This window comes from Mesorhizobium calcicola (assembly GCF_042682105.1).
Taxonomy (GTDB): Bacteria; Pseudomonadota; Alphaproteobacteria; order Rhizobiales; family Rhizobiaceae; genus Mesorhizobium; species Mesorhizobium calcicola.
The window spans coordinates 63,514-76,954 of record NZ_JBHUGY010000077.1; the positions used below are offsets into that span (position 1 = coordinate 63,514).

Here is a 13,441-nt window from a genome sequence, read left to right on the forward strand (position 1 = left end):
CGCGCACACCAATCTAGACCAATGATGCCGCCGCGCAACCCGACCCTTGGCGGAGCGGCTTTGCACCAATGCATGTTTGGAGCGAAACGTGTCGACTAAATTCGATGAACTGCTGGAACGGTTCCACGCCTATCTCGCTTCCGTGGATGACGCCCTGGTGCGCGACGCCGTGGCGGCGATCGCCTGGGACATGCCAGCCCGAGCGCTGGAGCCGTATCCGCTTGGCTGCCTGCGTCATCTCGATCGCGCCGCCGACCTGGCGCCGCCCGATGCCAAGCCGCTGGTGCGGTTGCTGGCGGAGCGCCGGAATGATCTTCGCTGGGGGCAGACCTATAGCGAGGCGGATTTCGGCAAGGCATTCATCGACAATTACGGCTGGCTGGAGGTGTTCGGCACGCGTGGTCATTTCGCCAACGACGAGGTCGCCGCCGGCCTGCTGATCCTTGGCCCCGATATCGTCTATCCCGATCATCATCATGTTGCCGAGGAGATCTATATCCCGCTGACCGGCGGTACCGAATGGCGCATGGGTGAGAGCGGCTTTCGCCGGCGCGCGGCGGGAGAAGCCGTGCATCACGCCTCCAACGTCAACCATGCCATGCGCACCGGCACGGAACCGCTGCTGGCGCTCTACATCTGGCGCGGCGGGCCGCTGGCGGCGAAATCCACGATTACCGGAACCGTCGCGCAGGGCAGGAACTGATGGCCAAGGCAATCATGCTGCAAGGCACGGGTTCGGATGTCGGCAAGACGGTGCTGGTCGCCGGCCTCTGCCGCGCGGCAAAAAAGCGCGGGCTGAGAGTGCGGCCGTTCAAGCCGCAGAACATGTCGAACAACGCTGCCGTCGCCAACATTCCCGGCGACAACAATGCCAGCGGCGGCGAGATCGGCCGTGCGCAATGGCTGCAGGCGATCGCGTGCGGTGTGGCGCCGTCGGTCCACATGAACCCGGTGCTGCTCAAGCCGCAAACCGATGTCGGCGCCCAGGTCATCGTGCAGGGCAAGGTGTTTGGCGAAGCGCGGGCGCGCGACTACCAGGCGCTGAAGGGCCAACTGATGGATGCTGTGCTGGACTCCTGGGGCAAGGTCGGCGAGGGCGCCGATCTCGTCATCGTCGAGGGCGCCGGCTCGCCGGCCGAGATCAACCTGCGCAGCCGCGACATCGCCAATATGGGCTTTGCGACGCGCGCCGACGTGCCGGTGGTGCTGGTTGGCGATATCGATCGCGGCGGCGTCATCGCTTCGGTGGCCGGCACGCATCTGATCCTGCCGGAAGAGGACCGGCGTATGATCGTCGGCTACCTCATCAACAAGTTTCGCGGCGACGTCTCGCTGTTCGATGATGGCATAAAATCGATCGAAAGGTTCACCGGCTGGCGCTGTTTTGGGGTGGTGCCGTGGCTGAAGGCGGCGGCGCGGCTGCCTTCGGAGGATTCGGTGGTGCTGGAACGGCTGGCGTCCGGGCAGACACGCGCGCTGAAGGTTGCCGTGCCGATGCTTGGCCGCATCGCCAATTTCGACGATCTCGATCCGCTCAAGGCCGAACCGCAGGTCGAGGTGGTGTTCGTGCCGCCTGGAAAGCCGTTGCCGGCGGATGCCGGGCTGGTTGTCATTCCCGGCTCCAAGTCGACGATTGGCGATCTCCTGAAATTCCGCGAGAACGGCTGGGACCGCGATTTGCTCGCCCATCGCAAGCGTGGCGGCCATGTCGTCGGCGTTTGCGGCGGCTTCCAGATGCTTGGCCGGATGGTGAGCGATCCCGACGGCATCGAAGGCAGCGTCACCGAGGCCGAAGGGCTCGGCCTGCTCGACGTCGAAACGGTGATGGAGCCGGAAAAAACGGTGCGCAATGTCAGCGCCCGCTCGGTGCCGTTCGATCTGCCGCTCGAGGGCTATGAAATTCATCTCGGCCGCACCACCGGACCGGACACCATGCGACCGTCGGCAATCATCAACGGTGTCGAGGATGGTGCAGTTTCCGCCGATGGCAAGGTGGTTGGCACCTATCTGCATGGCCTGTTTGGAGCCGACGCCTTTCGCGGGAAATTCCTCGAAAGCCTCGGCATCAAGGGCGGCGGCATCGACTACCGGGCCGAGGTCGAGCGGGCGCTGGACGAGGTCGCGGCCGAGCTGGAAACCCATCTCGACTGCGATGCTATCTTCGCGCAGGCGCGCTGAGGTCCTGTTTAGGCCTTTTCGCCTGCCTTCGGCCAGTAGGTGCCGAACGACCAGACATTGCCTTCCGGATCGCGGCAGATGAACTCGCGGCTGCCATAGTCGCGGTTGGTCAATTCCTGGATGATCGTGGCGCCGGCCTGCCTGGCTTTGGCATAGGCGGCATCGGCATCGTCGACGGCAATGTAGATCGACTTGCCGCCGCCTGAGCGGGGCTCGCCGACCATCTTGCCGTAGTCGTCGTCGCGCACTGTGCCCAGCATGATCATCGAAGAACCGAAAACCAGTTCGGCATGGTGCACGACATCGCCTTCGCCATAGCGGGCACGGACGCTGAAGCCGAAGGCTTCGCACAGCCAGTCGATCATTTTTGCCGCGTTCTTGTAGCGCAGGGCAGGGTAGAGGCGCGGCGCTTCCGTGGTGGTGGGCATGGGAACTCCTTCAGTTGGGTTGGTCGATGAACCTTGTTTGTGCATGCCCAAAACCGCTGCGCGCTTTTGGGCGACATGCATCACTCTGGTCGAAGGCCGTTCCAGCGTCTTGAAGAAATGTTACCTGGCAAGTGCGGTCGGCGTCTCGCCGGCAAGGTCGCGGAACTCGCGCACCAGATGCGCCTGGTCGGCATAGCCGCAATCGGCGGCGATATCGGCCCAGTCGACGGCCTGCCGCCTCGACAGGCCGAGCGCCCGGTTGAAGCGGACGATGCGAGACAGCGTCTTGGGGCCGATACCGATGGCATCGGAAAAGCCGCTGGCGAGATGCTTGCGGCTCCAGCCCAGCCGTTCGGCAAGCGATGAGATGCGGGTCCGGCCCCCGGACGTGATGATGCGGTCGTAGGCCCAGGCAATTTCGAGCGGCGTCTCGGCGGCATTCTCGAGACGGGCGGCGACGAAGGTCTCGGCGATGTCGAAACGCGCCGCCCAGTCCGGCGCGTTGCCGAGCCGTTCGCGCAGCGCCATGCCTTCGGCGCCAAGCACGTCGTCGAGGACGACCATGCTGTCGGTGAGTTCGCTCATCGGCAGGCGGAAAAACCGGCGTGCGCCGAGCGGTGTGAAGTTGACCTGGACGCAGCAGGCGCCACCGAAGGATTCGATCACCACCGGTCCGGCATAAAGGCCGGCGGCGAAACTGGCGAAGCGGTCATTGTCGCCCGGCGTCTTGCCGAGGCCGATGGCGAAGGGTTCGGCAAAGCTGATCACCAGCGGCACGGTCAGCGATGCGTATTCGACATTGCGCAAATGGCCCGGCGCCGTTTCGCGATAGCCGCAAATGTCAGTTACAATACCCTCAAGGGCAGGATTGGGAAGACGCCGGCGCATCTCGAACCGCCCGGCGATGGAGCGGTCCTGTTCCTGCTGGCGTTGCATCTCGACTAGCATCGGCATCCTTCCCGCGGAAAGAAATCTAGCAGACCCCAGACCAGAATCAAAAGCGCCCGGCTTTGGCCGGGCGCTCCTGGTCCCCACTTCATGGGAAACTGGTCAGGCGCCGCGCATCAAGCAGCCGCCGGCAAGCACGATGAAGGCGATAAGAACGATCCACACCGATGCGAGTGGAATGAACGCAAGAACGCCAAGGGCGGCAAGAACACCGATGATGGCGATAACAACGGAAATGATGAAAACAATCTGGGTGGGTGCGCTAAGATTCATGTCTGGCTCCTCGCAACATGATTCGAACGGCTTCATTCTATCAGGGCGCGTGATCACACACCAATCATGACACGCAGCGGGTTCGCCGGGTCGGCCAAGAGCTTTGCCGCCAGCGCCAGGCAGACGATCACCAGCAGCGGCTTGATCAGTCTCGCGCCGATGCGCATAGCCAGGCTGGCACCGACGCGGGCGCCGAGGAACTGGGCAACGCCCATCATCAAGCCGATCTTCCAGTAGACGACGCCGACGGCGGCGAAGACGATGAAGCCGCCGATGTTGGAAGCGAAGTTGAGCAATTTGGTGTGCGCCGTCGCCTTGAGCACGCCGTAGCCGGCAAGTGCGACGAAGGCCAGCATGTAGAAGGAGCCGGCGCCGGGTCCAAACAGACCATCATAGAAGCCGATGGCGGGCACCAGCGTCACTCCGAACAGGAAGGGCGACAGGCGTTCGGCCCGGTCGACATCGTTCATGTTGGGCTTCAGCGCGAAGTAGAGCGCGATGGCGATCAACACCAGGGGCAGGAGGGCGCGCAGGAGATCGCCTGGGACAATCGTCGCCAGCAAGGCGCCGACAGCACTTCCGGCAAGCGCGAGCAGCGCCGACGGCAATTGCCGGCGCAAATCGACATGGCCCTTTGAGGCATAGTGGATGGTCGCCGACCCGGAGCCGAACATGCCCTGCAGCTTGTTGGTTCCAAGCGCTTCGACCGGTGAGAACCCGGCAAGCAGAAGCGCCGGGATGGTGATCAAGCCGCCACCGCCGGCGATCGAGTCGACAAAGCCCGCGGCAAAGCCGGCGAACGCCAGCATGGCTACGGTCTGGGTGGTCAGGTCGATCATCTGATGTATGGGAATGTCCGGTGGGCTGAGATATTGGCGTTCGACCACGAGCGACCTGTTTGCGCAAGCTCGATTCCGCGCTACCTCTATCCAAGCGCGTCGCACTTGGATGGAATCACGCGTCGCATCTGAATCGGAAGGGGCCCCCGATGGCATTCGCATTGCTGGACCAGATACGCTCGATCTTCGACGGCGAACCAGGCGTGCGCAAGGTGGCGGACGATCCGGTCTTGTCGGCGGAACTTCTGATGCTGTTCCGCATGATCCTGGCCGACGGGTCGGTCAGCGAGAGCGAGATGGTTGCCTTCCGGCGCATCTGCAAGGACGCCTTCGGCATTGCCGAAACCAGCATCGACAGCGTCATCGAATATCTCAACGAGTTCGGCTACGAGACCAACGGCTCGCAGGCGATTGCGCTGTTCCGCGATCTCGACCTCGAGCGGCGCAAGCAGTTAGCCCGCCATATGGCCGAGATCGCCAAGGCGGATTCGCAACTGGCCGAGAGCGAGGTGCGGCTGCTGCGCCGCACGCTCGACCTGCTCGACATCAGCCCGGTCGATGTGGTGAAGCCGGAAGAGTAGCGAACCGCCCGCTCAGCCTTGTTCCTGCATCCGTCGAGCGATTGCCCGGTGCAAGTCGGGTGCGGCAGTGACCAGCGCCTTGGCCGCCTCGGATCGCGGGTGGTCGAGCACCTCGTTGGTCTTGCCGCGCTCGACGATCCGGCCGTCATGCATGACCAGCACTTCGTCCGTGATGGCGCGGGCGACGGTCAGGTCATGGGTGATGAAGAGGTAGGCAATGCCGAGCTTCTGGTTGAGTTCGGCGAACAGGTCGAGGATCTGGGCGCGGATCGAGACATCGAGCGCCGAGACCGGTTCGTCGGCGACGACCAGCTTGGGGCGGGTGATGATGGCGCGGGCGATCGACAGGCGCTGGCGCTGACCGCCGGAAAACTCATGCGGATATTTGTCCATGTCGCGCTGGTCGAGGCCGACTTCGTGCAGCGCATGCGCCACCATCTCGCGGCGTTCGGCGCGCGTCGGCTTCTTGTCCAGCACATGCAGCGGTTCGGCGACAAGTTTTTCGACCTTCTGGCGCGGGTCGAAGGAGCCATAAGGATCCTGGAAGACAACCTGCATGTCACGCCGGGCAGGCTTCAGTTCCGCCTCGCTCTTGCCGGTGACGGTCTCGCCGCGAAACCGGATCGTGCCCGAGCTCGGCCGGTCGAGCGCCAGGATCATTCGGGCAAGCGTTGACTTGCCGCAGCCGGAGCGACCGACCAGCGCCACCGATTGGCCCGGCGCCATCGACAGGGACACGTCGTCCACGGCACGAATCGAGGCTGCGCGCTTGAGCAGCGATCTGCGCCGGCCGGGATAGTCGCGCGTCACGCCCTCGACCTGAAGCAGGGATTGGCCCGATCCGACGCCATGCGGTCTTGGCCGCGCCGGCACATGCATCGAGGCCTGCGCCAGCTGGCGCGTGTAGGGGTGGAATTGTTCCGACAGCGTGCGTGCGGTGTCTCCGGCTTCCATCACCTCGCCGCGGCGCAGGATGGTGATGCGATCGGCCATTTCGGTCACGACAGCCAGGTCGTGCGAGATCAGCAGCAGGCCCATGCGGCTCTCCGCGACGAGGTCGCGCAAGAGGTCGAGGATTTGCGCCTGCAGCACCACGTCAAGCGCCGTGGTCGGCTCGTCGGCGATCAGCAGCTTCGGCTTCAGCGCACAGGCGATGGCGATGACGACGCGCTGGCGCTGGCCGCCCGACAGTTCGTGCGGATAGCGCGACAACGGGAATTTTGCCGAGGGCAGGCCGACGCGGTCGAGCATTTTTCGCGCCCGGTCTTCAGCCTCCGCACGACTGGCTTTGGTGTGCCAGCGTATGCCTTCGGCCACCTGTTCGCCGATGGTCTTGACCGGATTGAGCGCGGTCATCGGCTCCTGGAACACCATGCCGACGTCGTCGCCGCGCAGCGCGCACATCTGGTCCTCGGTTGCCGCGAGGATGTCGATGCCGTCGAAGGTGACGCGCCCGGTGGCGCGCGCGGCATGTGGCAGAAGCCGCATCACCGTCAGCGCGGTCATCGATTTGCCCGAACCGGATTCGCCGACCAGTCCCATCACCTCACCAGGCGCGACGGAGAGCTGCATGTCCTTGAGGATCGGCGTATCGCCGATGGTCAGCGACAGGTTCTCGATGTCGAGCAGGCTCATCGCTGCCGCCGTGATTTCGGGTCGAGGATATCGGCGATGCCATCGCCCAGAAGGTTGAGCCCAAGCACGGTGATGACGATCGCCATGCCGGGAAAGATCGCCATCCAAGGCGCCACCACCATGCGGGTCTGGGCGTCGAACAGCATGCGGCCCCAGCTCGGCATTGGCGGCTGGGCGCCGAGGCCGAGATAGGAAAGCCCGGCCTCGGCCAGGATGCCAAGCGCGAACTGGATGGTGCCTTGCACCAGCAGCAGCGTGGCGATGTTGGGCAGCACATGTTCGATGCTGATCTGCGTGCTGCTCTTGCCGGCGGCGCGCGCGGCAAGGATGAACTCGCGCGGCCAGATCGCCAGCGCGCCGGCGCGGGCGACGCGCGCGAACACCGGAATGTTGAAGATGCCGATGGCGATGATGGCGTTGACGGCGCCTGGCCCGAAGATGGCGGTGATCATGATGGCCGACAGCAGCGCGGGAAAGGCGAAGACGAGATCGTTCAACCGCATCAACGCCTCGTCGACGAGGCCGCCCCGCGCCGCGGCAAAGGCGCCGAGCGGCACGCCGACCCCCATGCCGATGCCGACCGCGACGAGCGCCACGGCAATCGAATTGCGGGCGCCAACCATGACCATCGACAGGATGTCGCGGCCGAAATGATCAGTGCCGAACCAGTGCGCCAGCGAGGGGCCTTGAGTCTTGTCTGATATCACCAGTTTCGTGACGTCGTAGGGCGTCCAGGCATAGGAGACGATCGCCATAGCCAGGATCAGCAAGGTTATGACGAAACCGGCAACGAAGGCGGTGTTCCTGAATGCCTTGGCCAGGATGCTGCCGAGCGTCTCCTCTGATATGTCGATGTGCAGTGTCATTGCCGGCCTCTCAGGCGCGGATCGACGACCGCATAGGAAAGGTCGACGAGGAGGTTTACGGCAATCACGGCGGCGACCAGCAGCATGATCACGCTTTCGACGACGATCAGGTCGCGCTGGGTGATCGCCTGGAACACCAGCCGGCCAAGGCCGGGCAGGTAGAAGACATTCTCGATGATGATGGTGCCGGCAAGCAGGAAGGCGAATTGCAGGCCGAGGATGGTCAGCACCGGGATCATGGCGTTGCGCAGCGCGTGCCGCCACAGGACCGCGCGGTAGGGCAGGCCCTTGGCGCGGGCGGTGCGGATATAGTCCTCGTTCAGCACCTCGATCAGCGCCGAGCGGGTGACGCGCGCCAGGATCGCCGCTTGCGGCAACGCAAGCGCTATTGCCGGCAGCAGCAGTGATTTCAGCGCCGGCCAGACGCCGGCGCTCCAGCCGGGAAAGCCGCCGGCGGGAACCAGCCGCAGCCAGACGGCGAAGACATAGATCAGCATCAGCGCGAACCAGAAATTGGGGACAGCGACGCCAAGCTGAGCCGCGCCCATAGCCACCGTGTCGCCGGCGCGCCCACGCCGGCTGGCGGAAAACAGGCCGACCGGAATGGCAATGATGGTCGAGAGTGCCAGAGCAATCAGCGCCAGCGGCAGCGACACGGCAAGCCGTTCGCGCACCAGGTCGATGACCGGTACCGAATAGGTGTAGGAACGGCCGAAATCGAGGCTGAGCAGGCCGCCGGCCCAATGTAGATAGCGCAGGCCGAGCGGCGCGTTGAGACCCATCTGGTTGCGCAACAGCTCGACCTGGTCGGCGCTGGCATTCATGCCCAGCATCAGCCGCGCCGGATCGCCGGGAAGGATCTCCAGCACGGCGAACACCACCATGGAGGCCAGCACCAGCGTAGCGAGCGCAATGGCAAAGTGCTTGAGGAGATAGAGGGTCATGGGAGGTGAGGGACCGCTGTTCTGCCCCGTGCGACGGCCGGGCAGAGGTCGCGTTCCCGCCCACCCCCCTCTGTCCTGCCGGACTGCCCGGCCCGAGCCACGGGTCTCGGCCCGTCCTTCGGACCCCCCGCGAGGGGGGAGATTGCGTTCTCATCGAGGCTTTCGCCAATCGCTGACGTTGCGCAAATCACTAGGGTTGTGAAAAGGGAGCCGTCGGCCGAACCGCCGATCTCCCCCCTTGCGGGGGAGATGCCCGGCAGGGCAGAGGGGGGTGGGACGGAACGCAAGTTCCGCCGGACAGCCTGAGTCTTCAATCCGACCACTTCACCTTGGTCAGGTCATTGGCCTGGATCGGTGCGTTTTCCCACAGCCCTTGCAGCTTGGCATCCCAGACGCCGACCTTGGGCAGTTCGAAGAGGAAGCCGACCACGGCATCATCGGCCAGGATCTTCTGTGCCCCCCCCAGAAGCTCCTTGCGCTTGGCCTCGTCGGAAGTGAGGTTGAGGTCGGCAATCACCTTGTCGAAGGCCGGGTTGTCGTAGTTGAAGTAGTAGTCCTTGCGCGAGTAGATATCGATGTCGTTGGGCTCGGTGTGCGAGACGATGGTCAGGTCGTAATCCTTCTTGGTGAACACCTGATCCAGCCACTGCGCCCATTCGACCGGGATGATCTCGAGATCGATGCCGACGTCGCGAAGTTCAGAGGCGATGATCTCGCCGCCGAGCCGCGCGTAAGAGGGCGGCGGCAGCTTCAGCGTTGCCTTGAAGCCGTTCTCGAGGCCCGTTTCCTTCAGCAATTCCTTGGCCTTGGCGACATCATGCGGGTAGCGGCCGGTGAGGTCGACATAGTCCTTGTTGGCTGGCGACATATGCGAGCCGATCGGCACGCCGAGGCCGGCCGAGGCGCCGTCGATGATCGCCTTGCGGTCGAGCGCATAGGAAATCGCCTGTCTCACCTGCAATTTGTCGAAAGGCGGCTTCTTGTTGTTGATCGACAGGAGGGTTTCGCCCTCGGTCGCGCCGATCACCACCTTGAAGCGCGGGTCGTCCTTGACCTGTGCGACGCTGTCGGCATCGAAGAACGGGAAAGCCTGGATGTCGCCCGAGAGCAGTGCCGGCACATAGGCAGCGGCATCCGGAACGATGCGGAACTCGGCCTTGTCGAGGGACGCCGGCGTGCCCCAGTAATTGTCCGATTTGACCAGCGTGATCGACGATCCCTTGGCCCAGCTCTGGAATTTGAACGGGCCGGTGCCGATCGGTTTCTCCTTGTTGGCGTCGGCCGATTCCGGCGCCACGATCACCGCGTCGCCCCAGCCCATATTGTAGAGGAAGGAGCCTTGCGGGTTCTTCAGCGTCACCTTGACTGTTGCCGGGTCGACGACGTCGACCTTGTCGATCGCTGCGAACAGACCCTTCTGCGCATTGACCGAATTGTCGGCGCGGGCTCGATCCAGCGAGAATTTCACGTCACTGGCGTCGAAATCGGTGCCGTCGTGGAATTTGACGCCGGTGTGCAGCTTGAAAGTGTAGACCTTGCCGTCGTCGGAAATGGTCCAGCTTTCGGCCAGGTCCGGCAGCACCTCGCCATTAGGCCCGATCCGGGTCAGGCCCTCGAACACATTGGCGTAGAGAACCTCATCGATGGCCGCGGCAGCACCGGCGGTCGGATCGAGATGCGGTGGTTCGAGCGGAATGCCGATGACGAGATCGGTTCGCGCGGCGAATGCCGAGGTGCCAGTGGCCAGCGACAGCACCGCCGCGGCCAGGATGGTTTTCCACAATCTCATCGTGCAACTCCCCATGCGTTTCAGACACGTGCTCAAACCCGGGCGATAGAAGCGTGATTTTGCCACGGAGTAAATTGCGTTTCGTTCTGCCCGGCAGGACGGCCGGGAATGTTTTTGCCGTGGCCGCCCGGTCGGCAGGTCGAAGCTTGTCGCGATGCGGGACTATCCCGCTTCCGTGCCGCGCAGCAGCACGTTGAGCCCGATCGCCATCACCTTGGCCGATTCCACCATGTCCGATATCCCGACCCATTCGTCCGGCCGGTGGGCGAGGTCGAGAATGCCCGGGCCATAGGCGATGCAATCGTAGATATGGCCGATGCGGGCAATGTGCTTCTGGTCGTAGGTGCCGGGCGAAATCACGTAGTCGGGTTCGCGGTCGAAGATCGCCATGATGCCTTGCGCCACCGCCTTGACCACCGGCGCGTCGCGCTCCGTCATCAACGGCAGCACTTCCATCAGGTCGCGGATCTCGTAGTCGAATTTTTTCCGCTCGCGCTTCAGCCGGTCGAGAATGCCGGTCACTTCACCTTTGACCGTGTCGAGGTCCTCCTCAAGCAGGAAGCGGCGGTCGATGGTCAGCCGGCAGGAATCGGGCACGTTGGGCGAAGGCAGGCCGGGCCGGAAATCCTCGGTCTGGCCACCATGGATGGAGTTGATGTTCATGGTTGAGCGCTTTGCACCCTCGGGCACGACCGGCATGCGCGTCATCTTGCGGTCGAGAGCGGGAAACAGTTCGTCCTCGAAGGCCTGCAGCACGGCGCCCATATGGCGTACCGCATTGTCGCCGAGAAACGGCATCGAGCCATGCGCGATCTCGCCCTTGGTCTCGATCTCCGCCCACCAGACGCCGCGATGACCAAGGCAGATGCGGTCCTTGTTCAGCGGCTCGGGGATGATGACGTGGTCGACCCTGGGTTTCGAGAAATAGCCGAGCCTGGCCAGATGGGCGACGCCGCCGAAGCCGCCGGACTCCTCGTCGACGGTGCCCGATATTTCGATGGCACCCGGAAAGTCGGGAAACACCTCCATGAAGGCTTCGGCGGCAATGACCGAGGCGGCGAGGCCGCCCTTCATGTCGCAGGCGCCACGGCCGTACACCTTGCCATCCCGGACGACGCCGGCAAAGGGATCGACGGTCCAGCCGTCGCCCGCTTCGACAACGTCGATATGCGAGTTGAAGTGGACGCAGGCGCCAGGCGACCGTCCGTCAAACCGGGCGACGACATTGACACGCGGATAGCGATCGGTGTCCCCGGGCGTGCCCTCGGCGCGGATGAACTCGGTCTCGAAGCCGCTCTTCTTCAGCCGCGCACTGAGATATTCGGCGCATGGCCGGTAGGCCTCGCCGGGTGGGTTGATGGTCGGAAACCGGATCAGGTCGGCGGTCAGCGCGACGACATCGTCGCGCCGGTCATCGATTGCCTTGAGGAGTCGCTCGTTCATGCGGACGAGTTGAGCAGCGATATCGACGTTTTTGCAAGCCCGCTGATGATAAGGCCCGTGCAGCGTGTCGTTGCGGCAACTATCGCGGGAAATCGTTCAAATTCGCTGCTTCGGATTGGCGAATTGGTCAAGGAGTGTGTGTTACCTCGTTCACCTGCCATTAAAAAGGTGAAAAACACCGTGATGGCAGGCAGGTAAGGGGCAATCAAAGGGGTTTGATCGCATGAAAAAGACTGTTCTCATGGCAGCCGTGTTTGTCGCGATGCTGTTCGGTGCTTCGGGGCAGGGTTGGGCAGCCAGCCTCGTTGCAAACATAGACGTGTCGTCGCAGACGATGACGGTCACTTATGGCTTTTCGGTTTACCGGTGGAGCGTGTCCACCGCGCGACCCGGCTACTTCACGCCGCGCGGCACCTATCGTCCGCAACGCACGGCCCGGATGTGGTATTCGCGCAAATACCACATGTCGCCGATGCCTTATTCCGTGTTCTTCCATGGCGGCTATGCCATCCATGGAACCGGCGCCGTCAGGCAGCTCGGCAGGCCGGCATCACATGGCTGCGTGCGGCTGCACACGGCCAATGCCGCAACCTTCTATTCGATGGTGCGGGAAGTGGGTTTCGGCAACACGCGCATTGTCGTGACCAACTAGGGCCGTCGGCATCGTCCGGATCGCTGCGCAGTTTTGCCTTATGTTAGCCGGTTCACGTCGATGGATCGCTGAACCGGTCTAACTGTTTGTTGGCACTTTTCCCGAATTGCTTTGGCCGTCGAAGCCAGTGGCAAAGTCGGAACGCGTACATTCCCGGCATGGTCATTGCCGACTGCCGAGGCCTCTTTCTTAAGCGGCGTCAATTTTTCATTACCATGTTGAAAGCATTGGTGTGAGATTTTCTGCCGGCAGCGGCAGCATCCGGGCGACCAGTTTCTATATTAGACATCTCTTACTTCTTGCAGGCCAGTCAATCGGCAAACCAGAAGCTCGCCACTGCGCACCGATTGCCGGAATTGACAGATGCTCTCCCAGCCAAAAACGGACGATCGTGTTTCCAGCCGGCCCGCCGGGGTGGTTATTCTTGGCGGGGCGCACGGGACGCTGGCATTGGCCAGGAGCCTTGGCGCGCAGAAAGTGCCGGTCTGGCTGGTAAGCGCCGACACGCCCTTGCCCCGCTTCTCGCGTTATGCTCATCGACAGATGACGTGGCCTGGCCCTGAGGATGACGGCGCCGTTGCCTTCCTGCTCAACCTGGCCGAGACCCACGGATTGGACGGCTTTCTTCTGATCCCCGGCGGCGACCCTGAAGTTCGGCTGGTGTCGCGATCCATCGAGCAGTTGTCCGATGTATTCGACGTGGTGCTGCCACCATGGCAGCAGCTGAAATGGGTTTGCGAGAAGCCGCTTCTGTACCGCCGGGCTCGCGAACTGGCGCTCGCCATTCCGCTGACCTATGAGTTCACTTCGCTGGAGCAGGCCTCGGCCGCCGAACTTCGCTTTCCGGTCATCCTGAAGCCGAACA

At 63.4% G+C, this 13,441-nt stretch carries 13 protein-coding genes and 1 pseudogene; 5 read left to right on the plus strand and 9 right to left on the minus strand.

The genetic code is table 11. The features are described from left to right. The first annotated feature begins 88 nt into the window (after positions 1-88). Together ACFSQT_RS38010 and ACFSQT_RS38015 are read left to right on the plus strand one after the other, a co-directional pair. Entirely contained in the window at positions 89-703 is a 615-nt protein-coding gene (locus tag ACFSQT_RS38010) for a dimethylsulfonioproprionate lyase family protein (protein ID WP_379027139.1), read from the plus strand. After that, positions 703-2,178, plus strand: a complete 1,476-nt coding sequence (locus ACFSQT_RS38015) for a cobyric acid synthase (RefSeq protein ID WP_379027140.1) — start codon at positions 703-705, stop codon at positions 2,176-2,178. Before ACFSQT_RS38010 ends, ACFSQT_RS38015 begins: the two co-directional genes overlap by 1 nt. 8 nt (positions 2,179-2,186) lie before the next feature. On the opposite strand, the gene ACFSQT_RS38020 is transcribed toward ACFSQT_RS38015, so the two are convergent. From ACFSQT_RS38020 to ACFSQT_RS38035, 4 genes are all read right to left on the minus strand, one after another. After that, a complete protein-coding gene (locus tag ACFSQT_RS38020) occupies positions 2,187-2,606 on the minus strand; it encodes a VOC family protein (protein WP_379027141.1) in 420 nt (139 codons plus the stop codon). 120 nt (positions 2,607-2,726) lie between these two features. Beyond that, positions 2,727-3,554, minus strand: a complete 828-nt coding sequence (locus ACFSQT_RS38025; protein WP_379027142.1) for a helix-turn-helix domain-containing protein — start codon at positions 3,552-3,554, stop codon at positions 2,727-2,729. 102 nt (positions 3,555-3,656) lie between these two features. Next, on the minus strand, positions 3,657-3,827 hold the full coding sequence (locus ACFSQT_RS38030; protein WP_023812274.1) for a hypothetical protein: 171 nt from the start codon (positions 3,825-3,827) through the stop codon (positions 3,657-3,659). 53 nt (positions 3,828-3,880) lie between these two features. Beyond that, on the minus strand, positions 3,881-4,666 hold the full coding sequence (locus ACFSQT_RS38035; RefSeq protein WP_379027154.1) for a TSUP family transporter: 786 nt from the start codon (positions 4,664-4,666) through the stop codon (positions 3,881-3,883). A 149-nt stretch (positions 4,667-4,815) separates the two neighbouring features. On the opposite strand from ACFSQT_RS38035, the gene ACFSQT_RS38040 reads away from it, so the two are divergent. Next, positions 4,816-5,247 (plus strand): TerB family tellurite resistance protein, encoded by a 432-nt coding sequence (locus ACFSQT_RS38040; RefSeq protein ID WP_379027143.1) that lies wholly within the window; start codon positions 4,816-4,818, stop codon positions 5,245-5,247. Between the two features lie 12 nt (positions 5,248-5,259). Here the strand turns inward: ACFSQT_RS38040 and ACFSQT_RS38045 are convergent, their stop codons facing one another. From ACFSQT_RS38045 to ACFSQT_RS38065, 5 genes are all read right to left on the minus strand, one after another. After that, on the minus strand, positions 5,260-6,882 hold the full coding sequence (locus ACFSQT_RS38045; protein ID WP_379027144.1) for an ABC transporter ATP-binding protein: 1,623 nt from the start codon (positions 6,880-6,882) through the stop codon (positions 5,260-5,262). After that, entirely contained in the window at positions 6,879-7,748 is an 870-nt protein-coding gene (locus ACFSQT_RS38050) for an ABC transporter permease (protein WP_379027145.1), read from the minus strand. Before ACFSQT_RS38050 ends, ACFSQT_RS38045 begins: the two co-directional genes overlap by 4 nt. Further along, entirely contained in the window at positions 7,745-8,692 is a 948-nt protein-coding gene (locus tag ACFSQT_RS38055) for an ABC transporter permease (protein ID WP_379027146.1), read from the minus strand. Before ACFSQT_RS38055 ends, ACFSQT_RS38050 begins: the two co-directional genes overlap by 4 nt. 310 nt (positions 8,693-9,002) lie before the next feature. Continuing rightward, positions 9,003-10,481 (minus strand): ABC transporter substrate-binding protein, encoded by a 1,479-nt coding sequence (locus tag ACFSQT_RS38060; protein WP_379027147.1) that lies wholly within the window; start codon positions 10,479-10,481, stop codon positions 9,003-9,005. A gap of 162 nt (positions 10,482-10,643) precedes the next feature. Then, a complete protein-coding gene (locus ACFSQT_RS38065) occupies positions 10,644-11,924 on the minus strand; it encodes an acetylornithine deacetylase/succinyl-diaminopimelate desuccinylase family protein (protein WP_379027148.1) in 1,281 nt (426 codons plus the stop codon). Between the two features lie 223 nt (positions 11,925-12,147). Between ACFSQT_RS38065 and ACFSQT_RS38070 the strand changes: the two genes are divergently transcribed. Further along, a complete protein-coding gene (locus tag ACFSQT_RS38070; protein ID WP_379027149.1) occupies positions 12,148-12,576 on the plus strand; it encodes a L,D-transpeptidase in 429 nt (142 codons plus the stop codon). Between the two features lie 363 nt (positions 12,577-12,939). Further along, a pseudogene (locus tag ACFSQT_RS38075) lies at positions 12,940-13,441 on the plus strand (carboxylate--amine ligase); the annotation flags it as partial.

Bases quoted from the DNA above. Each gene is read 5' to 3' on its own strand.
- ACFSQT_RS38030 (WP_023812274.1), bottom strand. From the start codon at position 3,827: ATGAATCTTAGCGCACCCACCCAGATTGTTTTCATCATTTCCGTTGTT.
- ACFSQT_RS38045 (WP_379027144.1), bottom strand. From the start codon at position 6,882: ATGAGCCTGCTCGACATCGAGAACCTGTCGCTGACCATCGGCGATACG.
- ACFSQT_RS38040 (WP_379027143.1), top strand. From the start codon at position 4,816: ATGGCATTCGCATTGCTGGACCAGATACGCTCGATCTTCGACGGCGAA.
- ACFSQT_RS38025 (WP_379027142.1), bottom strand. From the start codon at position 3,554: ATGCTAGTCGAGATGCAACGCCAGCAGGAACAGGACCGCTCCATCGCC.
- ACFSQT_RS38020 (WP_379027141.1), bottom strand. From the start codon at position 2,606: ATGCCCACCACCACGGAAGCGCCGCGCCTCTACCCTGCCCTGCGCTAC.
- ACFSQT_RS38055 (WP_379027146.1), bottom strand. From the start codon at position 8,692: ATGACCCTCTATCTCCTCAAGCACTTTGCCATTGCGCTCGCTACGCTG.
- ACFSQT_RS38060 (WP_379027147.1), bottom strand. From the start codon at position 10,481: ATGAGATTGTGGAAAACCATCCTGGCCGCGGCGGTGCTGTCGCTGGCC.
- ACFSQT_RS38035 (WP_379027154.1), bottom strand. From the start codon at position 4,666: ATGATCGACCTGACCACCCAGACCGTAGCCATGCTGGCGTTCGCCGGC.
- ACFSQT_RS38015 (WP_379027140.1), top strand. From the start codon at position 703: ATGGCCAAGGCAATCATGCTGCAAGGCACGGGTTCGGATGTCGGCAAG.
- ACFSQT_RS38050 (WP_379027145.1), bottom strand. From the start codon at position 7,748: ATGACACTGCACATCGACATATCAGAGGAGACGCTCGGCAGCATCCTG.
- ACFSQT_RS38070 (WP_379027149.1), top strand. From the start codon at position 12,148: ATGAAAAAGACTGTTCTCATGGCAGCCGTGTTTGTCGCGATGCTGTTC.
- ACFSQT_RS38065 (WP_379027148.1), bottom strand. From the start codon at position 11,924: ATGAACGAGCGACTCCTCAAGGCAATCGATGACCGGCGCGACGATGTC.